This window comes from Promicromonospora sp. NPDC023987 (assembly GCF_040639055.1).
Classification (GTDB): domain Bacteria; phylum Actinomycetota; class Actinomycetes; order Actinomycetales; family Cellulomonadaceae; genus Promicromonospora.
The window spans coordinates 42,261-65,430 of the sequence record NZ_JBEZZF010000006.1 but is presented as its reverse complement, the minus strand read 5'-3'; the positions used below and the strand labels follow the sequence as shown (position 1 = coordinate 65,430).

Annotated in this window: 19 protein-coding genes; 7 read left to right on the top strand and 12 right to left on the bottom strand. The window is 73.0% G+C overall.

Going from position 1 to position 23,170, the window contains the following annotated elements; genetic code table 11:
* Positions 1 to 10 precede the first annotated feature (10 nt).
* Positions 11 to 388 carry a helix-turn-helix transcriptional regulator gene (locus tag AB0F40_RS04950; RefSeq protein WP_357464807.1) on the bottom strand — a complete coding sequence of 126 codons (378 nt, stop codon included), beginning with the start codon at positions 386 to 388 and terminating at the stop codon, positions 11 to 13.
* A gap of 407 nt (positions 389 to 795) precedes the next feature.
* Positions 796 to 1,497, bottom strand: a complete 702-nt coding sequence (locus AB0F40_RS04945) for a hypothetical protein (RefSeq protein WP_357464805.1) — start codon at positions 1,495 to 1,497, stop codon at positions 796 to 798.
* A gap of 169 nt (positions 1,498 to 1,666) precedes the next feature.
* On the opposite strand from AB0F40_RS04945, the gene AB0F40_RS04940 reads away from it, so the two are divergent.
* Entirely contained in the window at positions 1,667 to 2,359 is a 693-nt protein-coding gene (locus tag AB0F40_RS04940) for a GNAT family protein (protein WP_357464804.1), read from the top strand.
* Here AB0F40_RS04940 and AB0F40_RS04935 read toward each other — a convergent pair.
* Positions 2,350 to 3,006: an MSMEG_1061 family FMN-dependent PPOX-type flavoprotein gene (locus tag AB0F40_RS04935; protein ID WP_357464802.1), complete on the bottom strand. Its 657-nt coding sequence runs from the start codon at positions 3,004 to 3,006 to the stop codon at positions 2,350 to 2,352. The two genes, AB0F40_RS04940 and AB0F40_RS04935, sit on opposite strands and share 10 nt — an antisense overlap.
* Positions 3,007 to 3,103: 97 nt before the next feature.
* Between AB0F40_RS04935 and AB0F40_RS04930 the strand changes: the two genes are divergently transcribed.
* From AB0F40_RS04930 to AB0F40_RS04915, 4 genes are all read left to right on the top strand, one after another.
* Positions 3,104 to 5,332, top strand: a complete 2,229-nt coding sequence (locus AB0F40_RS04930; RefSeq protein ID WP_357464800.1) for a DEAD/DEAH box helicase — start codon at positions 3,104 to 3,106, stop codon at positions 5,330 to 5,332.
* 65 nt (positions 5,333 to 5,397) lie between these two features.
* Positions 5,398 to 8,028, top strand: a complete 2,631-nt coding sequence (locus AB0F40_RS04925) for a tetratricopeptide repeat protein (protein ID WP_357464798.1) — start codon at positions 5,398 to 5,400, stop codon at positions 8,026 to 8,028.
* Positions 8,029 to 8,090: 62 nt separating this feature from the next.
* Positions 8,091 to 8,972 carry a hypothetical protein gene (locus tag AB0F40_RS04920; RefSeq protein ID WP_357464796.1) on the top strand — a complete coding sequence of 294 codons (882 nt, stop codon included), beginning with the start codon at positions 8,091 to 8,093 and terminating at the stop codon, positions 8,970 to 8,972.
* A 31-nt stretch (positions 8,973 to 9,003) separates the two neighbouring features.
* A complete protein-coding gene (locus AB0F40_RS04915) occupies positions 9,004 to 9,750 on the top strand; it encodes a metallophosphoesterase family protein (RefSeq protein WP_357464794.1) in 747 nt (248 codons plus the stop codon).
* On the opposite strand, the gene AB0F40_RS04910 is transcribed toward AB0F40_RS04915, so the two are convergent.
* Positions 9,751 to 10,521 (bottom strand): class I SAM-dependent methyltransferase, encoded by a 771-nt coding sequence (locus tag AB0F40_RS04910; RefSeq protein ID WP_357464792.1) that lies wholly within the window; start codon positions 10,519 to 10,521, stop codon positions 9,751 to 9,753.
* Positions 10,522 to 10,786: 265 nt separating this feature from the next.
* Here AB0F40_RS04910 and AB0F40_RS04905 point away from each other — a divergent pair, with 265 nt between their 5' ends.
* On the top strand, positions 10,787 to 11,002 hold the full coding sequence (locus tag AB0F40_RS04905; protein ID WP_357464790.1) for a helix-turn-helix domain-containing protein: 216 nt from the start codon (positions 10,787 to 10,789) through the stop codon (positions 11,000 to 11,002).
* Between the two features lie 140 nt (positions 11,003 to 11,142).
* Here AB0F40_RS04905 and AB0F40_RS04900 read toward each other — a convergent pair whose 3' ends face one another.
* Positions 11,143 to 11,775: a metallophosphoesterase gene (locus tag AB0F40_RS04900; protein ID WP_357464788.1), complete on the bottom strand. Its 633-nt coding sequence runs from the start codon at positions 11,773 to 11,775 to the stop codon at positions 11,143 to 11,145.
* Positions 11,776 to 11,829: 54 nt separating this feature from the next.
* Here AB0F40_RS04900 and AB0F40_RS04895 point away from each other — a divergent pair, with 54 nt between their 5' ends.
* Positions 11,830 to 13,260, top strand: coding sequence for a PLP-dependent aminotransferase family protein (locus tag AB0F40_RS04895; RefSeq protein ID WP_357464786.1), 1,431 nt, complete (start codon positions 11,830 to 11,832; stop codon positions 13,258 to 13,260).
* Here the strand turns inward: AB0F40_RS04895 and AB0F40_RS04890 are convergent.
* The 7 genes from AB0F40_RS04890 to AB0F40_RS04860 form a co-directional block, all read right to left on the bottom strand.
* Entirely contained in the window at positions 13,205 to 14,503 is a 1,299-nt protein-coding gene (locus AB0F40_RS04890; protein ID WP_357464784.1) for an amino acid permease, read from the bottom strand. The genes AB0F40_RS04895 and AB0F40_RS04890 overlap by 56 nt on opposite strands.
* A 95-nt stretch (positions 14,504 to 14,598) precedes the next feature.
* Entirely contained in the window at positions 14,599 to 16,272 is a 1,674-nt protein-coding gene (locus AB0F40_RS04885; RefSeq protein ID WP_357464782.1) for an NAD-binding protein, read from the bottom strand.
* A 122-nt stretch (positions 16,273 to 16,394) separates the two neighbouring features.
* Positions 16,395 to 18,482, bottom strand: a complete 2,088-nt coding sequence (locus tag AB0F40_RS04880) for a 3-hydroxyacyl-CoA dehydrogenase NAD-binding domain-containing protein (RefSeq protein WP_357464942.1) — start codon at positions 18,480 to 18,482, stop codon at positions 16,395 to 16,397.
* Positions 18,483 to 18,560: 78 nt separating this feature from the next.
* A complete protein-coding gene (locus AB0F40_RS04875) occupies positions 18,561 to 19,811 on the bottom strand; it encodes a thiolase family protein (RefSeq protein ID WP_357464780.1) in 1,251 nt (416 codons plus the stop codon).
* A gap of 337 nt (positions 19,812 to 20,148) precedes the next feature.
* Positions 20,149 to 21,204: a peptidoglycan bridge formation glycyltransferase FemA/FemB family protein gene (locus AB0F40_RS04870; protein ID WP_357464778.1), complete on the bottom strand. Its 1,056-nt coding sequence runs from the start codon at positions 21,202 to 21,204 to the stop codon at positions 20,149 to 20,151.
* A gap of 33 nt (positions 21,205 to 21,237) precedes the next feature.
* Positions 21,238 to 22,503 (bottom strand): ribonuclease D, encoded by a 1,266-nt coding sequence (locus AB0F40_RS04865; protein WP_357464776.1) that lies wholly within the window; start codon positions 22,501 to 22,503, stop codon positions 21,238 to 21,240.
* Positions 22,500 to 23,168, bottom strand: coding sequence for a DUF3000 domain-containing protein (locus AB0F40_RS04860; RefSeq protein ID WP_357464774.1), 669 nt, complete (start codon positions 23,166 to 23,168; stop codon positions 22,500 to 22,502). Before AB0F40_RS04860 ends, AB0F40_RS04865 begins: the two co-directional genes overlap by 4 nt.
* Positions 23,169 to 23,170 lie beyond the last annotated feature (2 nt).

Genomic DNA, 23,170 nt, shown 5'->3' with positions numbered 1-23,170 from the left:
CGCGGGGTGCTCACCAGCTCCCGTAGTTCCCGGCCACGTCCCGCACGGGCCTGCGTGGCTCGTTGACGAGCACGGAGGGGTCGCAGCCGAACAGCTCGGCGATCACGCCGACCTGGTCCAGCGTCCAGGGAGTCCGCCCGCGGAACCGGTCGGAGACCGCGGCTCTGGACAGCCCGACCTCGGCAGCGATCTGCTGCTGGCTGAGGCCCCGGCGGGCGGCCTCGAAGCGGATGGCCGCCGCGCACAGTCGGGCGAGACCGTCGCGGGACAGGGTGGGTGCCGGCCGGGGGCGGTGGACCACGGGACCGTCCGCGTCGTCGATGTCGGGATCGAGGGTGCCGTCGAAGATCGGATCGAGGTCCAGCGGGTCGTAGTTGGTGCGTGCCATGTGACCAGCGTGGCGCCTACGCCGGCCGGCGGTCCGCGGCTGTCCACAGGGCTGGAGGTCTGGGCTGCCGTGCGGGGTGAGCGTGCGGGCCGCCGTGCCGGGTGAGCGTGCCGGGGCGAGCGTGCGGGTTGAGGTTGCGGGGATGAGAGCGCGGGAGCGCGGGGGTCAGGTATACCCGGACGAGGAGTGCCGGACCCGGTGAACTTCGTTCACCTGAGCGCCGCCTATTTCGCACTGGCTGAACCGATCAGGTGTGCTGAACTGCTCGTGGCTCAGGTGAACGAAATCCGCGCTACCTGGCACCCCTCGCCCGGGTATACGTCAGGCAGGGGCAGGCAGGGCAGGGTCGGCCTGGCCTGCCCCGCGGCCCGATCCGGCCCCGGCTGAGCCGGCCCGGCCGCGAGGCCTCACTTCTTGGCGACCGCCCACCAGATGATCCCGGCGACGAGGAGCAGGAAGCCGAGTCCGCCGACGAGGAATCCGAACAGGGCGATGAGGCTGCTGCCGCCGATCCCCTCGACGTGGTCCACGTTGATGGGCGCGCTCACGGCGAGGCTGACGTCGGCGGACGCCACCGCCTCGGCGACGACGAGCGTGTGCGGGCCGGTCTCCTGGGGAACGAGCACCCCGACGGGGAAGACGGACCAGCCGTTGGTCGGCAGGGCACCGGTCTGGTCCGGCGGCTCGATACCCACCGATCCGGTCGGCCCCTCCGCGGTCACCGCCGAGACGGGCAGCCGGGCCGACTGGCCCTGCGAGACCTCGAAGACCAGGTACGCGCCCTCGTCCGGCACGTCGAAGGCCAAGGGTTCGGTGCTCGCCCCGAGTGCGATGGCGTCGCTGCCCGCGGTGCCGTCGGTGGTGACGAGGTCCGTCGGGAGCAGGTCCGCGATCCCGCCGGCGGCTCCAGCGACGCCCACGATGCCTGCGACTAGACCTGCCACCAGGATCGCGGCGCCGGTGAAGGTGAGCACCTTGGGGCCGGTCTTCCGCGGCCGGGGCGCTGGCGGGTACTGAGCGGGATATCCGTACTGCGCGCCTGCGGCGGGGGGCGGCGGGGTGGGACCGGCGGCGAAGCCGTGCCCCGGTCCAGGAGGCGGTGTGGTCATGCTGGCATCGTGCCGGGGGCCCGGTGCGTCGCCAAGGAAAGGCCCCGGAATTCACCCGCTCGCGCCCGCTCGCGCCCGCTCGCGCCCGCTCGCGCCCGCTACTCCCGGCGAGCTCCGGCGGAGCGGAAATCAAGTTGTCCGGGACCGTGGCAACGGGAACGGTAGGCGCATGGACCTCGCCAGCGCCTTCCCGACCTTCGGCCTCCGGGTCGCCTGCGGCGATCTCGAGCTGCGCCTGCCGGACGACGCCGATCTCCTTCGCCTGGCCGACGTCGTCGTCGCCGGTATCCACCCGCCGGAGCGGCGGCCGTTCCTCGTGGCGTGGAACGTCGGCGAGCCGGACCAGGTGCGCAGGGGGATCCTGCAGTACCACTGGACGTCGCGGGGCAGGGTGTCGCCGGAGGCCTGGGCGCTCGAGCTCGCGGTGTTCCGCAGCGGCGAGCCGATCGGGATCCAGAGCGTGAGCGCCACGGCGTTCGGCGTGACCCGGTCGGCCGTGACCGGTTCGTGGCTCGGCCTGGAGCACCACGGCCAGGGCATCGGCAAGCGGATGCGGCTGATGGCCCTGCACCTGCTGTTCGACGGGTTCGACGCGCTGGAGGCGACGACCGAGTCGTTCGAGGACAACCCCGAGTCCAACGGCGTGACGCGGGCGCTCGGCTACGCCCCGAACGGCGTCGTACTGAGGGAGCGCACGGGCGAGCCCGCCACGGAGAACCGCTACCGCATGGCGCGCGCGATGTGGCACGTACGGCCTGACGTGCACCGGCTCGACGTCACGTTGGAGGGTGTCGCGCCGGTCCGGGCGATGCTCCAGATGGATCCGGATCCGGATCCGGATCCGGGGGCGCCTCAGCCGTAGATCGTGTCGGCGTACTGGGGGCCGTAGTGCGCGTCGACCTGCTCGAGCGTCTGGTGCTGCCGCTCGAGGGCGTGCGCGAGCACGGCGCGCCGGGGCACGGTCTCCAGGTCCCACGTGTCGGGGTCCCAGGCGTTGGCGCGCAGGAACGCCTTGGAGCAGTGGTGGAAGACCTCGGAGATGTCGACCTCCAGCGCCAGCGTCGGGACGTTGCGGCGCACCTGGAGCTCGGCGAGGTAGGGCGCGTCGCGCACGATGCGGGCCGAGCCGTTGACCCGCAGCGTGTCGCCGCGGCCCGGGATCACGAAGACGAGGCCGACGTGCGGGTTGGCGAGCACGTTGAGGTAGCCGTCGAGGCGGCGGTTGCCGGGCCGCTCGGGGATCGCGATGGTGCGGTCGTCCAGGATGCGTACCAGCGAGCCCGCCGGGTCGCCCTTGGGGGAGACGTCGAGGTTGCCCTCGGCGTCCGACGTCGCGACCAGGCACAGTGGCGACGCCGCGAGCCACTGCCGGTCGAGGTCGTGCAGCGCGGGACGGACCTTGCCCTCTGCCGTGCTGAGCGGGGGAGGGACGATCCCGCGGAGCTCCTCGACGGTGGTGACGGTGGTCCCGCCGTACCTGCTCGGCCGGCTGCTTCGCTGGTTGGTCATGGACTCAACATAGGCGGGACGCGCGATCCTCGGACAGGGTTCGGCTGCGGCTTCGCAAATGGGGCATGTCACACCATCCCGGTACGCTCGCAGCGCCATGACCGAGCAGACGACCCTCCCCAGCCCCGCAGACGCCCCCGCCGTCCCGCGCCCTGCAGACGCCCCCGTCGGCCCGCCCCGGCCCTGGAAGGCGCGCGCGGCCCGCCGCGTCGTGGAGCAGGCCCGGGCACTGCTCGACGACGCCCGGCTCCTCACCACCGCCGACGTCGGCCTGCGCGAGCGCGTCCGCGACGCCTACACGGCCACGCGCGAGGTGCGCGTCCACGCCGGCCTGCGCACCGTCGGCGTCACGGCCCTGGAGGAGCGGCGCAAGAAGCTCCGGGTGGCCGTCCTGGAGAAGGCCGGGTTCACCCAGGTCACCCAGGTGCTCGTCGCGGGCACCGACCGGCTCGTCGAGGCGGGCATCGGCGCGGGAACCGCGAAGCTCGCCACCGCCGCGGCCCGCGAGCTGGCCGCCGATGTCGACGCCGACCTGCGGTTCCGCATCGACGTCGACCCCGATGACCCGTACGCCACGGTGCTCGTCCAGGCGCTGTACGCGTTCGGGCTGGCCACCGACGCCCGGCACCGGCACCTGGACGAGGCGCGCCGGGTCTCCGCCGTCGTCCCCGGCCACCTGGAGCCCGCAGCCCTCGCCACGAGCTTCTGGCGGGGCCTCGTGGCGCCTGCCGGCCGTAAGGCCGCCGCCTGCGCGGCGGTCTCCGCGCTCGCGGAGCAGGTGAGCACCGCGCGCCTGACCGAGGATGCGCGGGCGGTGCGCGCCGCCGTCGGGCAGCCGCCGGAGGGTGCTCAGGTGTGGGCGGACTTCGAGGCCCGGTCCGCCGAGTACTACGGCCTGCTGTCGCAGGTGGTCGACCTGGGCGACGACCACGAGGCGGCCGAGGGCGGCCTGCCCGCCGACGTCGTGCGGCGGGTCGAGGCGCAGCCGCTGGACCGCACCCTGCTGCGCGCGAACCTGCGCGGCTACCAGCAGTTCGGCGCCAGGTACGCGCTGGTCCAGCGGCGCACGATCCTCGGCGACGAGATGGGCCTCGGCAAGACCATGCAGTCCATAGCGGTCGCCGCACACCTCGTGGCCACCGGCGGCACGCACGTCCTCGTCGTGTGCCCGGCGAGCGTCGTTACCAACTGGAAGCGCGAGGTGGAGCAGCACTCCGGCCTGACGGCCGTGGTGATGCACGGCAACGACCGGGAGAAGACCGCCGCGGCCTGGCTCGACGACGGCGGTGTGGCGATCACGACGTTCGAGGTGCTGGGCAGGCTCGACCTCCCGTACGACCTGACGCCCGCGCTCCTGGTCGTCGACGAGGCGCACTACGTGAAGAACCCCGAGACCATCCGGGGCCGCGAGGTGCGGCGCTGGGCCGACCGGTCCGACCGGGTCCTGTTCCTGTCCGGCACGCCGATGGAGAACAAGGTCGCCGAGTTCAAGAACATGGTCGGCTACCTGCAGCCGGAGGTGGCGGCACAGCTCGACCCCAACGCCGGCCTGTCCGGGGCGAAGGCCTTCCGCCGGATCGTCGCGCCGGCCTACCTGCGGCGCAACCAGGAGGACGTGCTCACCGAGCTGCCCGAGGTGGTGCAGGTCGAGGAGTGGGAGCAGTTCGGCCCGGTCGACGGCGCTGCCTACCGCGACGCCGTCCTGGCCGGAAACTTCATGGCGATGCGGCGGGCCGCGTTCGCGGTGTCCGACACCGACGAGTCCGCGAAGCTCGTGCGCCTGCGCGAGCTGGTCACCGAGGCTGTCGACGGCGGCCGCCGCGTCATCGTCTTCTCCTACTTCCTGACGGTCCTCGAGCAGGTCATGGACCTGCTCGGCGAGCTGGCGGTCGGCCCGCTGACCGGCTCCGTGCCAGTACCCGACCGCCAGGCCATGGTGGACGCGCTGTCCCGGCCCGGCGGCCCGGCGGTGCTGGTCAGCCAGATCACCGCGGGCGGGGTCGGGCTGAACGTGCAGGCCGCGAGCGTCGTCATCTTCTGCGAGCCCCAGGTCAAACCCACCATCGAGGCGCAGGCAGTCGCCCGCGCGCACCGCATGGGCCAGACCCGTACCGTCCAGGTGCACCGGCTCCTGGTCGAGCACTCCGTGGACCAGCGGATGATGGAGATCCTCGGGTCCAAGTCCGCACTGTTCGAGGAGTTCGCCCGGCAGTCCGAGATCACCGACGCCTCGCCGTCCGCGGTCGACGTGGCGGCGCCTTCGGAGACCTCCCTGTCGCGGACCATCCTCGCGGAGGAGAAGGAGCGGCTCGGACGCACACCATGAGCCGCCCGCGCGCGCCCATATGGGTGTGATAACCGGTTCGATCCGGATTGAGGTTCACTGGCGTCGTGTCCTTGTCGACGTCACAGCCCGGCGCGGCCGTCGCGCACGCCGGGTCACCCGGGCGCCTGCTCGCGCCGGCACGACGCATCGTGCCGTTCGTCGGGCGGACCACCGAGCTGGCATCGCTCCTCGACTGGTGCTGCGGTCCGGAGGCGGTAGCGGTACGGCTGATCAGCGGCCCGCGCGGCGTCGGCAAGACGCGCCTGGCCCGCGAGGTGGCCCACCGGCAGGCGCGCGCCGGCTGGACCTGCCTCGACGTGCCCGACGGCGCCGAGCCCGCCGCCCTGGCCGCCGTGCCGGACGGCGCCCCCGCGCTCCTGCTGATCGACGACGCCGAGACGCGCGGCCCGGCGCTCGCTGACCTGCTGCGCGCGGCGGCACGAGACCGCGCAGGAGCACTCCGCGTCCTGCTGACCGCCCGTGGCGCGGGGGAGTGGCTCAGCCGGCTCACCACGGCCGACCTGGCCGTCCGCGCCCTGCTCGAGCCGGCCAGGGCCGGGGACGACCTGCCCGCCGAGGTGCTTCCGGGGCAGGTGGACGCGCGGCTCGTGGTGGCGTTCGTGGAGCCGTACGCCCGGGCGCTCGGGATCGCCCCGCCGCGGGTGGCCGTCGCGTCGGTGGGCGGTGGCGCCAGGATGCTCGACCTGCACGCGGCGGCGCTCTGCGCCGTCATGCGCACGCAGGTGCGGCAGCAGCGCGGCGTGCTGCCCGTCGACGTGTCCGACGCCCTCGACGAGCTGCTCGAGCACGAGCGCTGGACCTGGTTCCGCTCGGCGGAGGAGACCGGCGTGCTCGGCGAGAGCGGCTTCCTCCCCGAAGCCATGGACGGCCTGGTCGCGGCCGTGACACTCACCGGGGTACGCACGCCGGACGCCGCCGAACGCCTCGTGCGTCGCGTCGCGACCGTCGTCCCCGGCGTGCGGTCGGGCGCGGAGGGCGACGTCGCACGGTGGCTGCTCGGCCTCGACCCGCACCGCGCGCTGTCCCGGCGACTGGTGGACCCCCATCTGCTGGCCGAGCTGACCGGTACGCCGGGGCTGCTGGGCGCATGCCTGGCAGGGGAGGGCGCTGCGGAGGCGGACGCTGCCGGGGCGGACGCTGCCGCGGCGCGGCGAGCCGCCCTGCGCACCGCCGGGCTCGTCGTGGACCGGCTCGACGGACGGTCCGGTGACCTGGGCTTCGCCCTCGACCAGCTCGGTGCGGCGGTCGCCGCGCTCCCGGAGGACGGTGACCTGTTGAGCTCGGTCGCCGGAGCGCTCCCGCGCCCGTCGCTCGTGCTGGGCGAGCTGCGCGCCGAGCTGACGCTGCGTGCCCTCGCCGCCACCTCGCCCGAGGACGCCGCACGCCGGGCCGACGCCCTGCGTGACGCGGGGACCGCGCTCGACGATGTGGGCCGCGCCGCGGAGGCCGAGCGCTACGAGCGACAAGCCGTCGCCCTGGTGCGGGAGCTGGCCGAGTCCGACCCGGACCGGTTCCGGCCGCGGCTGGCCGCCCTGCTCGTGAGCCTCAGCGGCACGCTGTCCGGCCAGGGACGGCCGCAGGAGGCGCTGCGGTGCACGCAGGAGTCGCTCGACCTGCTCCACCTGATCGACGCGGACCGCCCCGGTGTGGTCACGCTCGACCTGGCGCTGGTGGAGTCGGACCTGGCACTGACGAGCGCGGAGCTGGGGCAGCCGCTGGTCGGGCGCGGGCCGGGTCACGAGGCGGAAGGGCTCTTGCGGGAACGCGCCGGCCGCCGTCCCGGCCGGCTGGCCGGGATGCTGGCCCGGTCCGCGGAGCACGAGGCGCGGCGGCTGCTGGAGCTCGGCCGGGACGCGGAGGCGCTGCCTGCCGCCGTGGAGTCGCTGCAGCTCCGGCGCCGCCTGGCCGCCGTCGGCCCCGACGAGCACCTGCCGGGCCTGAGCGACTCGCTGCAGGTCCTGGGCACCGTGCTCACGGTCGGTGGCCATGGCGAGGAATCGCTGCGGTACCTGGAGCAGGCCGTCGAGATCCGGCGCAGGACCGCCCAGGAGAACCCCGGCCGGTACCTGGCGGGGCTCGCGCACTCCCTCCAGGCGCTGGGCACGCAGCTCTCCGAGCTCGGCAGGCGGGACGAGGGCCGCGTGCTGCAGCAGGAGGCGGTCGAGGTGCAGCGGCGGCTCACCGCCGACGATCCCCGACGGTACGTGCCGGAGCTCGCCGCGGCGCTGTCGGCGCTCGGCGCCACGCATGTCCGGCTGGACCGCGCGCAGGACGCGCTCGACGTGGTGCGCGAGGCGACCAGGATCTGGCGCGAGCTAGTCGGCGCCGAACGGCGCGCCCACCAGCCCCTGCTCGCGCAGTCGCTGCTGAACCTGAGCTCGGTCCTCGCCGTCCTCAAGCTCGGTGACGAGGCGGTGGCGCCCGCGAGCGAGGCGGTGCAGCTCCTGCGGGGCCTCGCCGCGCAGAGCAGGGCGGAATACGGCCCGAGGCTGGCCGAGGCGCTGCGGACGCTGGCGCTCGCGCAGCACGACCAGGAGCGGTTCGACGAGGCGCGACGGGCACGGGCCGAGGCTGACGAGCTGGCGGGAACACCGGGACTCTCCGGCGATGGGACGGCAGGATTCCGGTGGTTGCCCGGCGAAAGCGATGCTCCGGTATTAACTGGACTTGACTGATTTGTTGCCTTAGCATCGAAATATTGATACCAGGTCGTGCGCGATTCCTGGGGGTGGTCCACATGCAAGGTTGGGCTCGGGGAAGTCTCCTCGTCGTCGCGCTCGGTGCGACGTCGAACCTTGTCCTGACGTTCGTTCCCGATGTGATGCCGCGTCGGGTGACGATCCCGATCGTCTGGTGCACGGCCGTCGCGACGGTGGTCATCGCCGTCGTGTACCTGTTCGAGCAGACCATCGCCGCCCGTCAGCGGGTGGAGCGGGACGCCGAGCTGGAACGGGCCCGCCTGCTGAACGAGCTGCGGCAGTACCGGGGCATCGAGTGGGTGAGCGCTGACCGCGAGCACCGGAACGCGTCGCTCGACATCTGGAGAGCCGCGCGGCGACAGGTGGTCGTCTTCGGCTTCGGTATGACGAGCGTCGCGCGCGACCCCAACCTGATCTGGGCGATGGTGAACCGCGGGGTGGACGTCGACGTCATCAAGGTCGATCCGGAGTGGCTCGTCGACCAGCCCGCGATCGCCGCGACCATCGACGGGTACTACGACCGGGACGAGGCGTTCATCGGGCAGGTGCGCCAGGCGCACGACCGGCTGGAGGGGCTGGCCCGCCAGATCAACGCGGAGGGCAGGGGCCAGCTGAGCATCCACACCTACCGGACCACCGTGCAGTACAGCGGCTCGATCCGGGACCCGGGCACCCCCGAGGCCTCCGGGTACGTGGAGTTCCACCTCTACCGCAAGTCCATCGAGCGGCTCGGTATCGGCCTGACGCAGTACGACGACGACGACGACCTCAACCCGCCGATCCTGCAGCACGTACTGCACTCACTGGCCCTTGCCGTCGGGCACCCGGTGCCGGCCGAGCGCCGTCCACCGGCTCTGGGGCGCGGCGACGAGGGTCGGGCGCTGGGCGAGGAGGACGAGCGCCCGGGTGCCGCTGCATAACGCCCAGCCGAGATGTGGCACTATCCGGGGTGTGCCTTTGGAGAAAATTGCCCTGATCAGCGACGTGCACGGCAACCTCACCGCACTTGACGCGGTGCTCGATGACATCGAGTCGCGCGGGGTTGATCAGATCATCAATCTCGGTGACTTCGTCGGAAAAGGGCCGCGCGGCAGTGCCGCGGTCGACCGGTGCGACAAGGTGTGCGACGTCAATATCCGCGGCAACTGGGACGACCACCTGCCGGTGTGGACCGACGAATCGGCGGCCGAGATGACCTGGTGGCGCGACGAGCTGCGCCCGGACCAGCGGGACTGGCTGAGGACGCTGCCGCTGAGCCATGACCTGCTGGTCAGCGGCCGCCACATCAGGCTGTTCCACGCCTCCGCGACCAGCCCGCACGTGCGGGTGCACGCCAAGCACACGGCGGAGGAGTTCGCCGGCATGTTCGTCAACACGGCGATGACCGGGGAGGGGCCGGTGCCGTCCATGGTCGGGTACGGCGACATCCACGACGCCTTCGTCGAGGTAGAACGCGGCCGCACCCTGTTCAACGTCGGCAGCGTGGGCAACCCCCTGGACGAGCCGGTCCCCAGCTACGCGATCCTCGAGGGAGCGGTCGACGAGCCGGGCCGGGCGCCGTTCGGGCTGCAGTTCGTCCGCGTGCCGTACGACGTCGAGGCCGAGATCGCGGCGGCGGCGAGCCTCGGGATGCCGGCCCTCGAGCCCTACGCGGTCGAGCTCCGCACCGCGGTGTACCGGGGCTTCCAGGAGGTGTGATCAGGCCGGCCGGTGCACGACGACGTCGATCCAGAGCTTTCCGTCCGAGTCCGGGTCGACGACCACCCAGGGCTGGACCGGGACCTTGGCGCCGTAGACGTCGCGAGCGGCCTCGCCGACGAGCCACACGAAGTACTCGAGCGTGTAGTGGTTCCGCCAGCGTTGCGTCACCCGGCCGTCCGCGCCCGCCTTGAACTCGACGCCCTGCCGGTTGGCCAGGGCGGCGGTCGTGGAGACCAGGGCCGTCCCGCCCGGAGCGACGTGGGCGAGCACCTTGCGCACGGCATCCTCGTCGGCCTCCGGCGGGAAGAGGTGGACGAACGCGGTGGCGAGGACGAGGTCGAACAGCGACCCGTCGAGCGGTGCCTCCGCACCCGACTCGTCGACGTACCGCCCTGCCAGGAACTCACCGTGCAGCAGCACCGGTCGGTTCGCCAGGGTCGGGTCCTGGGCCAGCTCGCGAGCCGCCGCGATCATCTGTGCCGAGAAGTCGACGCCGGTGACCGCGTACCCGAGCGCGGACAGGACGCGGGAGTGGGTGCCGTCCGCGCAGCCGATGTCGAGGGCCGTCGGATGTGCGCCGGCGCTCAGCCGCGGCAGGCGCTGCGTGAGCCATTTCTTGGCATTCTCTTGACGGACCTCGGTTGTGCCCCTGTACGTGCCCGCGAGCACGTCATAGGCGGCGCGATTGATGTCAAGAATCGACTGCAGATCGGGAGAGATGCTACTGACGGCAGGAATCAGTACGGGCTCCGCGGACGGCGCGGCCATCCATCCCCCTCGCGCGCGATGGATCGTTTCGATCCGCCAATTGACAGGTAAACCGCCGCGTTACGATCCGGACCGGCGGAATGGCGCTCATCGTGTCACACCTTTCGCGCCCTTGCGCTCACTCTGCCGTCAGTGTGCGAGATCAATTACCGGCATCGCAAGTCTCGGGGAGAAAAGAATCATCGCTGGATAACGAAACTCGCACCGATTCGACTGGACTCCGGCCGCATCGACGCGCAAGACTGGCCGTGTGAACGAGATCACAATGGAAACAGAAGTCAACCGGCCGCACGAGGACCTGACCGCGCTCGAAGCCGCGCGGTTGCTGGGGGTGTCGAAGCTGCACGTCATCGATCTCCTCGAGGCAGGTGAGATCGACTACCACATGGTCGGGGCGGACCTCATGTTCGACGCAGCAGAGATCGCGTCCTACAAGTCGGACCGCGAGGACCGCGACTCGGAGTCCCTCGTATCCGCATGAACCCCGCGTGGCGGGCGCCTTGGCGCTTCCGCTGACGCAGTGCGTGAGCCTCGCATACCAGCGACGCCGCGCACCCCGACGCCTGGGCGTACGTTCCTCACCTCAGAACGTGCGCTCTTGTCATGCCAGGGCCGTCCGGATCAGGACCAGCCCAGCGGCTCCAGGTCGCGAGGGCCGTCGGCCAGCAGGCCCGCGAGGGTCTCGGCGGGAACGGGCCGCCCGCCCCAGGCGTCGACGCCGACGTTGAGCTGCCGCGCACGCTGGCGCCAGGTGTCGTGCACGTGGCCGTGGACCACCCAACCGCCGTCGTCGACGGGCCGGTACTCGACGAACCGGTCCGCGCCGTGCGAGTCGCCCTCGAACGGAAAGTGCGACAGCGCGGCCCGCTGTCCCCCCAGGACCACCGGCTCGGGCCGGTCGTGGATCTCCGCGAAACCCGCGGCCAGGTACTGCTCCCGAGCGGCCGACCGACGTCGCTCGCGTGCCTCGGGCTCGCCCTTGCGCAGCGCGCGCTCGCCCTCCCAGCAGCGGTCGTGGTTGCCCGGTACCAGGATCTTGCGCCCGGCCAGCCGCCCGATGCAGGCCAGTGACTCGCCGAGGGCGCCGAGGGCGACGTCGCCCAGCACCCAGACGGTGTCGTCGTCGGTGACCGTCTCGTTCCAGAGCTGCACGAGCCGGGTGTTCATCGTCAGGACGTCGGGGAACGGGCGGCCGCAGAAGCGAATGATGTTCAGGTGTCCGAAATGCTGGTCGGACGTGTAGTACGTAGTCATGTCGGAACACATTCAACCGGCTGCCGCCCCGCCAAGGAAAGGGAATTGGGCGGGATGAGCAATGATCGGCGAGTGGACCTCGCCGTCGACCTCAGCCAGCGCACCGGACGTACCGATGCGATCTACCGCGCGTTGCACACGGCCCTGACCGCCGGCCGGGTCCGGGCGGGGGAGCAGCTGCCCTCGACCCGGGACCTCGCCAGGGACCTCGGGGTCTCGCGTGCGAGCGTCACGGACGCCTACGAGCGGCTCGTGGCGGAGGGCTTCCTGGAGACGCGGACCGGTTCGGGCACGTTCGCCACGGCGGCCGCGAGCGACACGCCACCCGTGCGGCGCCGGAGCCCGGGTGCGCTGCGTCCGCGGGCGGGCTGGCACTGGACCGTGCGCCCGACGAGCGGCGACGCGCCGGTCCCCAAGCACGACTTCCGGGTCGGCATCCCCGACGCCGGCCTCTTCCCGTTCGACACCTGGCGCCGCCTGCTGGCCGCGGAGTCACGCGCGGGCGGCCCGGCCGCCGGATCCTACTCCGGCCCGGCGGGGCTGCCGCGGTTCCGGGAGGCCGTCGCCCGATACGTGGCCGGCTCCCGCGGGGTCCACGCGGGGCCGGACGACGTGATCGCGACGACCGGCGCGCAGCAGGCCCTCGACCTCGTGGCCCGCGTGCTGCTCGAGCCCGGGGACGTCGTCGCCATGGAGGACCCCGGCTACCCCGAGGCGCGGGAGCTCTTCGCGCTGCACGGGGCGCGAGTGGTGCCGGTGCCCGTCGACGCGGAGGGCCTCGTCGTGGACAGGATCCCGCCGCGAGCCCGCCTGGTCTACACCACCCCGTCGCACCAGTTCCCCCTGGGGATGCCGCTCTCGCTCGCCCGGCGCCGAGCACTGCTCACCCACGCCGTGCGGCACGGGGCGGCAGTGATCGAGGACGACTACGACAGCGAGTTCCGCCGCGCCCGCCGTCCGCTGGAGTCCTTGCAGGCCCTCGACCGGGACGGCCACGTGGTCTACGTCGGCACCTTCTCGAAGTCGCTGCTGCCGGGCCTGCGCGTCGGGTACCTGATGGCGCCGCCGTCGCTGCGCGGCGCGCTGCTCGCGGCCCGCCAGCTCACCGACGGCCACGGGGCCGTGCACGTGCAGGCCGCGCTCGCGCGCTTCATCGACGACGGCCTGCTCGCCCGGCACGTCCGGAAGGCCTCGGCGCACTACGCGGAACGGCACGAGATCCTCCTGGACGCGCTGGCGGAGCTGCCGGTGGAGCCCGTCCCCTCGGCGGCGGGCCTGCACGTCGCCGCCTACCTGCCCGAGGACTCCCCGGTGGACGCGCGGACGCTGGTGACCCGTGCCCGACGGCGGTCGGTCGCGTGCGAGTCCCTCGCCGCCTTCGCGGTGGGTACCCACCGGGACGGGGTGGTGCTCGGGATCGGCGGGGCGGTCACGGGCTCGATCCGGCCAGGCATTCAGGTGCTGGGTCGTCTGCTGGCGCCGTGACGGCCGCCGCGGTCCGCGCCCGGCGTCGCCGCCACGTCGACCAGGCGAGGCCGCCGAGCGCGGCGAGCACCGGACCAGTCATGTGCGGCCCGGTCATGACGAGCAGCCCGAGCGCGGCCAGCAGCGACACGGCCGCGCACCACCAGGCGAAGCTCCGGCGGGGCAGGAGCCGCAGGGCCGCAGCGGCGCCCACCAGGTACAGCAGCGAGAACGTGGCGGAGGCCATGAGGACCACTGCGTCGGTGGGAAGGTGCAGGGCGGCCAGCACCGCCGTCGTCCCGACGGCCAGCGTCGTGAGGACGGCGAGGGACCTGCGGGGCGGGCGGTCCGGGCGCGCGGCCAGCCAGCCGGGGAGCCCACCGTCCCGGGCGAGGGCGGCGCCGATCCGGCTGCCGCCCGCGAAATAGACGTTGATCGCGCCGATGGTCAGCAGGACGGCGAGCACCGTGGTCACGGGCCGTGCCTGCTCGCCGAACCCGAGCACCAGCAGGTCCGAGAGCGGCGCGGGGCCCGGCGTCGGACCGAGCACCGTGACCGTGGCGAAGGCGACGCCCAGGTACAGGGCTCCCACGACGGCAACGGCGATCGCCGTCGCGCGCGGGATGTCGCGGGCCGGACGCCGGTACTCCGCGGACAGCGAGCCCAGGATCTCCCACCCGGCGAACGCCCAGACCAGCAGCGCCGCCGCCGCGCCGACCGCGCCCCAGCCGTGCGGCGCGAACGGCGCGAGGTGGCCGGGCTGCGCGTGCGGCAGCGCCACGGCGACGGCGACGGCGAGCAGGAGCGCCACCGTCCCGGCGATCGCGAGCTGCGCCGTGCCGGACACGCGCAGGTCGAACCAGTTCATCGTCGCGCACACCGCGATGATGGCGACCGTGGTGGCCAGGGCGGTCCCTGGCCCGCCGCCGGTGGCGTCGGCGACGTAGGCACCCGCGAAGCCCGCCGCGGCCGGGGCGCCGACCGCGATGGTCGCGTAGAAGGCCCAGCCCACCATCGTGGCCGCTCGCTCACCGAACGCGAGGCGGGCGTAGGTGGCCACGCCGCCGCCGTCGGGGTGCCGTGCCCCGAGGGCCGCGAACGTCGTGGCGAGCGGGATCGACAGGAGGACGAGCGCCGCCCACGCCACCAGCGAGGCCGGGCCCGCCACGTCGGCGGCGAGGGCGGGGAGCGAGATGACGCCGGTGCCGAGCATGGCGCCGAGGGTGAGCGCGGCGCCCTGCGGCACGCTGAGTCCGGTCTGCATGACCATGACGCTATGCGCCCGGTGGACCGGTGAACGGGCCGATCCGGGCCTGTTCCGTCAGGCCGGTCGGCGGGTGCGGGCGAGCCGGCAGTGCCTCAGGCGGGGGCCGCGGCCCGGGCCTGGAGCTTGGTCAGCCCGGTGCGGGTGGCGATCACGATCAGGTGGTAGCTGTGGTGCAGCGGGAACCCGGGGCTGGGGTCGGAGACGATGTCCGACTCGAAGCCCTTCCGGGGCAGGCGCAGCGCGAGCAGGTGCACCTCGCCGGGCACGCTGACGTCGCGCGCCACCTTGTTCTCGAGCTCGGCCTTCGCGTGCATGGGTACCTCGGCCACGAGCAGGACGCGGTCCCGGAACGGGACGGTGTCCAGCACCTCCGGCCCCATGACCGACGCCGCGAACGCCGGGGCCGACAGCGCCGACGCGCTGCGCGACTGGGATCCGGGGATGATGTCCTGCACCCGGCGCGCGAAGTCCTCCTCGAACATGCGCAGCAGCGGGCGGACGGTACCGATGTCGTCGGGCCGGTCGATCCCGCGCGCCGCGATGGTGATACCGATGTTGGTGACGTCGTCGCTGGTCAGGGTCATGATCGCCTGGGCGCCACCGATGCAGGCGGTGCGCAGCGTCTCCGGGCGCCGCGCGTCCCCGATCACCACGGGAACGTGGTGGTCGCGGGCGAACGGCACGCCGCGCGCGTTCTCGTCCCGCTCGACGACCACCACGGGGATCCGCCGGCGCAGGAGGGTGTCGAGCACGCGGGTGCCGACGTCCCCGAGCCCCACGACCACCACGTGCCCGGTCATGCCGGTGCCGGGGCCGGAGTTGGTGGCGGCCAGCCGGGCACGGATCGCCGCGTCCACGAGCGCCGCCGTGAGCAGCGGGATGACCGCGACGCTGACGAGGGTGAGCAGCACCTGCACGACCTGCGCCATGGCGCTCGCCTCTGGCACGGGGTCCGACCCCACCAGGGCGTTGAGGATCACGCGGTAGAGCGCCGTCCACACGCTGATGCCCTCGGCCAGCGAGATGAGGGCCGCGCCGGCGACGACGATCACGCCGAGCGCCGCGATGGCGATCCAGACGTAACGGTTGAGGTTCTGCCGCAGGTACTTCCAGAGCCGGCCGTTGCTGCGCGGGGGCGCCGGAGGTGGCCCGGCGTCGGGTGTGGCGCTCCGGGCGAGCAGGATCTCGGGCTCCAGGCCGGGGGGCGGCAGCATGACGGCGTCGCCCGCGCCGTCCAGGGCGGCCAGCGTGACGACCTCGGTGCCGTGGTTCTGGTGCGGCGTGGCCACCACGAGGTTCATCCCCGGCACCTCGACCGGCCGGGCCTCGCCGAGCGCCAGGGCGACGAGCTGCGGTGCGGCGATCTTCGACGCCGACAGCACGTCGCAGTTCGGCAGGTGCTGCGCCACCCCGGCGCCCAGCTCGTCGTCGAAGAACCGGATCACCAGGCGCAGGCCCGGGCGCAGCTCGTGGACCAGGAGCGCGATCTCGATGTTGCCGCCGTCGTCCTGGTCGAGGAGGGCGACGGCGTCGGCGTCGCCGATGCCCGCCTCGGTGAACGCGGCGGCGTCGGGACGGGCGGCCTCCAGGATCCTGACGTGGTCCATGTCGGCCAGCCGCGACCCGTACTTGGACTCCGCGTACGGCAGGACCACCGTGACGTCACCCAGGTAGCGGGTGCTGAGCGCGTAGGTGACCCGGTAGGCCAGCGGCCCGTCGCCGCACACGATGAACCGCCGGCGCCGCTGGTCGCTGGTCGTTGCCATGGGCGGCAGGATATCGGCAGGTCAGCGCTTGTCCACGACCGCCGTGCCGCACCGCCGGCGAAGCCCGTCGAGACGAGCTCAACGGGCTTCGCCGGACCGGGTTCCCGGCCGCGGGCCGGGCCCTACCGGGCCGCGGGGACGTTCGCCACGCCGTCGGGCAGGAACCGCTTGCCCAGGACCTTCTCGCTGTAGCCGGTGCGGTCGAGGTACGGCGTGATGCCGCCCGTGTGGAAGCCCCACCCGGCACCGAGGATCATCGCGAGGTCGATCTGCTGCGGGCCGGGGACGACGCCCTCGTCCAGCATGAGGCCGATCTCGGTGGTCAGTGCCGTGAGGACCGAGTCGAGCACGCCGTCGGCGTCGAGCACGCTCTGCCCGTTCCGGCCGGGCTCACCCGCGTCGAGCGCGGGGCCGAAGTACTCCTGGATGGCCGGGTCGACCGGCTTGGGCAGGCCCTTGGCCGGCGCGTCGAGCACCACTCGGGTGCCGTCCTCGACGATCTTGGCCAGGCCGGCGGACGCCGGGATGCGGTCGCCGAGGTTCTCCCGCAGCGACGTGAGCACGTGCTGCGCGACGGCCGGACCCACCAGGTCGGTCAGCTCGAAGGTCGGCATCGGGAAGCCGAGCGGCGCGAGGGCCCGGTCCGCCACCTCGACGGAGGTCCCGCCCTCGATGGCGTCGACGACCTGGCCCATGACGAGCAGCAGCAGGCGGTTCACGATGAAGCCCGGCCGGTCGGCCGACATGATCGCCGTCTTGCGGAGCTTCTTCGTGATCGCGAACGCGGTGGCGAGGGCATCGTCGGAGGTCTGCTCCGCGTTGATCACCTCGACCAGGGGCATCTGGGCCACCGGGTTGAAGAAGTGGATGCCGACGACGCGCTCGGGGTGGGCCAGGTCAGCGGCCATCTCGGTGACGGACAGCGCCGAGGTGTTGGTCGCCAGGATCGCCTCGGGGGCGATGACGCCCTCCAGCTCGGCGAACACCTTCTTCTTGAGCCCCATGACCTCGGTGACGGCCTCGATCACGAAGTCGCACGAGGCGAACTCGCCGATGTCCGTGGTGCCGGAGACCGACGCCACGATGCGGTTCGCGGCGTCGGGCGCCAGGCGCCCGCGGGAGGCCAGCTTCTCGGCGGTCTCCCGGACGAACGCCAGGCCCTTGTCGACGCGCTCCTGGTCCAGGTCACGCATCACGACGGGGACGCCGAGCCGCTGTGCGAAGAGGAACGCCATCTGGGCGGCCATCAGGCCCGCGCCGACGACGCCGACCCTGGTGACGGGCCGGGCGAGCGCCGGGTCCGGGGCCCCCTGCGGCTTCTTGCCCCCGCCGACGAGGTTGAACGCGTAGATGCTGGCACGCATCTCGTCGGACATGATCAGGTCCGCGAGGGCCTGGTCCTCGGCGTCGAACGCGTCGGTCTTGATCGTGTTCCGGGCGGCGGCCAGGAGCTCCAGCGCACGGTGCGGCGCGGGTCGCGAGATACCGACGACGGCGTCGAGCCGGTCCTTCGTCGCGGCGACGACGGCGTCCCAGACGGGCTGCGGGTCGAGCTCGCGGCGGGGGACCTCGATCTCGCCCGTGACGACCTTGGCGGCCCAGACGATGGACTGCTCGAGGAAGTCGGCGGCCTCGAACAGCTCGTCGACCAGGCCGATCTGCAGCGCCTCGGCCGGCTTGTACGGCTTGTTCGCCGCAGGCCGCGTGAGGATGACCTCGACGGCCTTCTCGATGCCGACCAGACGCGGTACGAGGTACGCGCCGCCCCAGCCGGGGACGAGGCCGATGCCGGTCTCGGGCAGACCGAGCGCGGCGGCGTCGGACGCCACGGTGCGGTAGTCGCAGTTGAGCGCGACCTCGAGGCCACCGCCCAGCGCCAGGCCGTTCACGAACGCAAAGGTCGGCACACCGGTCGCCCCGTGCAGGTCGCCGAGGATGGTGTACGCGGCGTGGCCCATGCGGCCCAGCTCGACGGCCTCGTCGTGGCCACCCACCGAGGTGATGCCCTTGAGGTCGGCGCCGGCGGCGACGAAGTACGGCTTGCCGGTGACGCCGACCGCGGCGATCTCGCCCGACTCGGCGCGGGTGCGGACCACCTCGAGGGCCGCCTTGAGCTCGGCCAGGCCGGCCGGCCCGAGCGTGTTGGGCTTGGTGTGGTCCAGGCCGTTGTCGAGCGTGACGAGCGCGAGGATGCCGGCGCCGCCGGGCATCCGTACGTCACGGACGAGGGAGTGGGTCACCCGCTCCGGGAGTGCGGCGGGGGTGGTCGAAGGGGTCTCAGACACGGGTCAGTTCTCCTCGTCCGTGTGGCCGGAGTAGTCGGCGTGGTGCGGGTTCTCCCAGATGACGCTGCCGCCCTGGCCCAGGCCCACGCACATCGCGGTGAGCCCGTACCGGACCTCGGGGTGCTGCTCGAACTGGCGGGCGAGCTGCGTCATCAGGCGCACGCCCGAGCTGGCCAGCGGGTGGCCCATGGCGAGGGCGCCGCCGTAGGGGTTCACGCGGGGGTCGTCGTCGGCGATGCCGTAGTGGTCGAGGAAGGACAGGACCTGCACCGCGAACGCCTCGTTCAGCTCGAACAGGCCGATGTCGTCGATCGCCAGGCCGGCAGTCCTCAGCGCCTTCTCGGTGGACGGCACCGGGCCGTAGCCCATGATCTCCGGGGGCACGCCGGCGAAGCCGTACGACACCATGCGCATCCGGGCCGGCAGCCCCAGCTCGGCGACGACGTCGCCGGCCGCGAGGATGGCGCCCGTCGCGCCGTCGGTCAGCGGCGACGACGTAGCGGGGGTGACCCGGCCGCCCGCACGGAATGGCGTCTTGAGGCCCTGGATGGACTCGAAGGTGGTCTCCGGGCGCGGCAGCTCGTCCGCGGTGGCCAGGCCCCAGCCCTGCTCGGAGGAGCGGGTCGCGACCGGGACGAGGTCGGCGTCGATGTTGCCGTTGGCCAGTGCCTTGGCGTACTTGGCCTGCGACTCGACGGCGAACCGGTCCGCACGCTCCTTGGTCAGGTGCGGGAACTTGTCGTGCAGGTTCTCCGCCGTGACGCCCATGTTGAGCGACTGGGGGTCCACGAGCTTCTCGGCGACGAACCGGGGGTTCACGTCGGCGTCGAAGCCCATCGGGTGGCGGCCCATGTGCTCGACGCCGCCGGCGATGACGACGTCGGCCGCGCCCATCGCGATGCCCGCCGCCGTGGTGGTGGCAGCGGTCATGGCGCCTGCGCACATCCGGTCGATGGCGTAGCCAGGCACGGACTGGGGGAGGCCGGCGAGCATGCCGACCGTGCGGCCGAGCGTGAGCCCCTGGTCGCCCTGCTGGGTGGTGGCGGCGATGGCGACCTCGTCGATCCGCTCCGGGGGAAGCTCGGGGTGGCGCCGCAGCAGCTCGCGCACCACCTTCACGATCAGGTCGTCGGCACGCGTCTCTGCGTACAGGCCGTCGGGCTTGGCCTTGCCGAAGGGCGTGCGGGCGCCGTCGACGAAGACGACGTCGCGCACCGCCCGGCGGGCACGCGGTGTTTCCGGGGCTGCGGTCATCAGCAGGACTCCTGGGGTTTGCGGGACGGCGACGTCCGTTGAGCGACGTCGCTGGATCGAGATACACGCTACCGCGAGTACCGGTAAAAAGCACGCACGAGATGAGACCGGGTCCATGCGCATCTGCAACGCAGTCTCGCCAGGCTGGCTTGGCTGCTCGGTGACCGCCCTACCTAGCGATCCGGCCCGAAATCGGCGAGGCCACGGGCGGAATCGCTGGGTACGCGCAAACTCCGCGCCGAACGCAGAAAGTCCGCCCCTACCCAGGGATTCGGCCCGGACCTCGCGGGTTTACGGGCCGGATCGCTGGGTAGGGGCGGACTCCTGCGTGCTCGGGTCAGCCGTTGCCGCGGAGCCTGCGGACCACACGCTTGGCGGTCGGCAGAGCTGTGTTCCAGGTGTTGTACCAGCGCGAGAACGGGACGTCGATCGAACCGACCAGCTCGTCGGTGTGCTTGGCGAAGCTCTTCTTGAAGTCGCTGATGCCGTCGTTGAGCAGGCCGTTCATGTCGTACCGTACGAGGCCCTGCTCCTGCGCGATCTCGATGGTGCGCCAGTAGGTCGGCGCGGTGGCCGTGGCCTTGCGGCCGGCGTCGTTGCCGCCGCCGTACAGGAGGAACGAGGTGCTGGCCGAGTTGACGCACCACGCGAAGCACGCGGGCACGTCGTCGACGTAGGTGGCCACGAGCACCGACTGTTCGCCGAGCGAGCGGTGGATGTCGAGGTAGTACTCGTCGGAGTGGATGGCGAAGCCGGCGCGCTGGGCGGTCTCCTTGTAGACGTCGAGCACGCGCAGCACCTCCTTCTCCTCCGTCACCCGGCGGATGTCGAGGCCCGAGCGGCCGCCCTTGCGGATCTCGTAGCGCGTGGACTTGCGCATGTCCGCCAGCAGCTCGTCCCCGGATTTGGTGAGATCGAGGATCAGCGTGCTCGGGATGAGGATCTGGTTCGGCGCGTACCGCCGTCCGGCCAGGTCCAGCTGGGTGCCGGCCGGCCAGTCCGGCTCGAGCGTGATGCCGACGCCGCCCACGTTCTCGCGCGCCCACTCCACGACGGTGTTGGTCACGGCGTTGCGGGTGGCGCTGTCGCCGACGCCGAAGACCGCCTGCGCCGTCTCGCCGTCGTGGTGCGCGACGACGGGGCCGCGCGGCACGTAGGAGAGTGCCCGGAACTGGGCCGGGAGCGGCCGCACGAGCAGCTGCGCCAGGCCGACGGTGGTGCCGTCCTCGGTCACCCGCAGCCGGTGCGCGCGCCAGTTGCCCGCCGCCTTGACCTCGCCCCATCCCCACAGCTGGAGCGGGTGCCCGCCCAGGGCGAGGACCTCGCGGTCCCAGGTCGAAGGTTCGGTGACGACGTCGACGGCGAGCGTGATGGGCTCCGACAGGGCTGGCATGGGGACGACTCTACTGGTGTGGGCGCAGCCCTTTCACACCTGTTCCGGTGTCACGTCGGCGAACGCCCGCTCCAGGCCGCCCGCGAGCAGTCCGACCTGCCACGCGCGGGCACCGCGCCCGCGCAGGAACTCGGCGATACCGGTGGCGTCGGCCGGGGCGGGCGGTGTCCAGCACAGGCGGCGCAGCGCGTCCGGCTGCAGCAGGTTCTCCACCGGGACGCTCAGCTCCTCGGAGAACGTGGTCACGAGCTCGCGCGCCGCCGTCAGCCGGCGTGCCGCTGCCGCGTCACGGTCGCCCCAGGTGCGCGGGGGCGGCGGGCCGTCGGAGCGCGGGCCGCGCACGGAGGGCAGGTCGGCGTCGGGCAGGGCACGCGCGTCGTCGATCGCCTTCTGCCAGTAGGCGGCCCGGCGCTTGGTGCCCTTGCCCGCGAACTCCGGCAGGGTGACGAGCTGGCCGGCGGTCTTCGGCATGGCCCTGGCCGCCGCGACGATCGCCCGGTCGGGCAGGACCCGGCCGGGTGAGATGTCCCGCGCCTGGGCGCTGGCGTCGCGCGCGACCCACATCGCCCGGACGGCGGCGACCTGGCGCGGGTTGCGCAGCACGTGCATGCCGGACGTCCGCCGCCACGGGTCGACCCGTGGCGCCGGCGGCGGGGCGGTGCGCACCGCCTCGAACTCCTGCGCCGCCCACTCGGTCTTGCCGGCGGCCTCGAGCTGTTCGGCGAGCCGGTCGCGCAGCTCCACCAGCACCTCGACGTCGAGGGCCGCGTACCGCAGCCAGTCCTCCGGCAGGGGACGCGTGGACCAGTCGACGGCCGAGTGCTCCTTCGCCAGACCCAGGCCGAGCACCTCGGCGACGACGGCGGCGAGGCCCACCCGCTCCATGCCGAGCAGCCGGGCGGCCAGCTCGGTGTCGAAGACGCGCGCGGGGCGCAGGCCGTGCTCGGCGAACCCCGGCAGGTCCTGGGAGGCGGCGTGCAGCACGAACTCGGCGTCGCCGACGGCCTCGCCCAGCGGCGAGAGGTCGGGGACACCGACCGGGTCGATCAGTGCCGTGCCCGCGCCCTCGCGCCGCACCTGGACCAGGTACGTCGCCTGGCCGTACCGGTACCCGGAGGCGCGCTCGGCGTCGGCGGCGACCGGCCCCGAGCCGGCGGCGAACGCCTCGACCACGCGGGCGAACGCACCGTCGGTCGCGACGACGTCGGGCAGCCCGTCGGCGGGCTCGGTCAGCGGGGTGACGGGGGCCGGCACGGGCGTCGATGTCTCCGCAGGGACTCCTCGCTCCGTGGTGGTCATGGGCCTACCGTATGGCGTTGCCTGGAACGGTCGGTAAACCGCCTGGTGAGGGCCGCGACGCCGTCGGGCAGCGGGGGCACGCCCGCCGCCAGGGTGAGCAGGGCCGCCCAGGCCCGCAGGTGCGTCCCGAGCTGGGTGTCGAGCGGCGTCCACGACGCGCGGATCTCGAGGTCCACCGCGTCGGGCGTGCCGTGCAGCGCCCCGTAGCTCTGCGAGAGGACCCGGGTGACCGTGCCGCCGTCAGCCACCGTGTCGGTGCCGGGGACGAGCCCGGCGTTCTCGAGGCACTCGCCCACCCAGGACCAGGCGACGTCGGCCAGCATGGGGTCGGCCGCCATCTCGGGCTCGAGCGTCGCGCGCACCAGCGTCACGACCCGGAAGGTGCCGTGCCAGGCCTCCTGGCCGGCCGGGTCGTGCAGGACGACGAAGCGGCCGGTGGCGAGCGGTTCGTCGGAGTGGTCGTGGTCGTCTGAGTCGTCCCGGTCGGTCCGCGCCGGCGGGGAGCCGGGCAGCACGTCGCCCGAGAGCGCCACGCTGAACGGGGCCACCCGGCGTGGGGCCGGGATCTCCGTCAGGCGCACCTCGGCGCGCAAGGCCTGACGCCGCAGGTCGGCGAGAGCTGCTGCGAAGTCGACGGGGACGCCGGTGGGCGGGCCGCTGGTCACCA

Bases quoted from the DNA above. Each gene is read 5' to 3' on its own strand.
- AB0F40_RS04910 (WP_357464792.1), bottom strand. From the start codon at position 10,521: ATGGCCGCGCCGTCCGCGGAGCCCGTACTGATTCCTGCCGTCAGTAGC.
- AB0F40_RS04875 (WP_357464780.1), bottom strand. From the start codon at position 19,811: ATGACCGCAGCCCCGGAAACACCGCGTGCCCGCCGGGCGGTGCGCGAC.
- AB0F40_RS04950 (WP_357464807.1), bottom strand. From the start codon at position 388: ATGGCACGCACCAACTACGACCCGCTGGACCTCGATCCGATCTTCGAC.
- AB0F40_RS04930 (WP_357464800.1), top strand. From the start codon at position 3,104: ATGACCGAGCAGACGACCCTCCCCAGCCCCGCAGACGCCCCCGCCGTC.
- AB0F40_RS04900 (WP_357464788.1), bottom strand. From the start codon at position 11,775: ATGACTACGTACTACACGTCCGACCAGCATTTCGGACACCTGAACATC.
- AB0F40_RS04885 (WP_357464782.1), bottom strand. From the start codon at position 16,272: ATGGCAACGACCAGCGACCAGCGGCGCCGGCGGTTCATCGTGTGCGGC.
- AB0F40_RS04890 (WP_357464784.1), bottom strand. From the start codon at position 14,503: ATGCAGACCGGACTCAGCGTGCCGCAGGGCGCCGCGCTCACCCTCGGC.
- AB0F40_RS04895 (WP_357464786.1), top strand. From the start codon at position 11,830: ATGAGCAATGATCGGCGAGTGGACCTCGCCGTCGACCTCAGCCAGCGC.
- AB0F40_RS04905 (WP_357464790.1), top strand. From the start codon at position 10,787: ATGGAAACAGAAGTCAACCGGCCGCACGAGGACCTGACCGCGCTCGAA.
- AB0F40_RS04870 (WP_357464778.1), bottom strand. From the start codon at position 21,204: ATGCCAGCCCTGTCGGAGCCCATCACGCTCGCCGTCGACGTCGTCACC.
- AB0F40_RS04940 (WP_357464804.1), top strand. From the start codon at position 1,667: ATGGACCTCGCCAGCGCCTTCCCGACCTTCGGCCTCCGGGTCGCCTGC.
- AB0F40_RS04880 (WP_357464942.1), bottom strand. From the start codon at position 18,482: ATGCCCGGCGGCGCCGGCATCCTCGCGCTCGTCACGCTCGACAACGGC.
- AB0F40_RS04865 (WP_357464776.1), bottom strand. From the start codon at position 22,503: ATGACCACCACGGAGCGAGGAGTCCCTGCGGAGACATCGACGCCCGTG.
- AB0F40_RS04920 (WP_357464796.1), top strand. From the start codon at position 8,091: ATGCAAGGTTGGGCTCGGGGAAGTCTCCTCGTCGTCGCGCTCGGTGCG.
- AB0F40_RS04935 (WP_357464802.1), bottom strand. From the start codon at position 3,006: ATGACCAACCAGCGAAGCAGCCGGCCGAGCAGGTACGGCGGGACCACC.
- AB0F40_RS04945 (WP_357464805.1), bottom strand. From the start codon at position 1,497: ATGACCACACCGCCTCCTGGACCGGGGCACGGCTTCGCCGCCGGTCCC.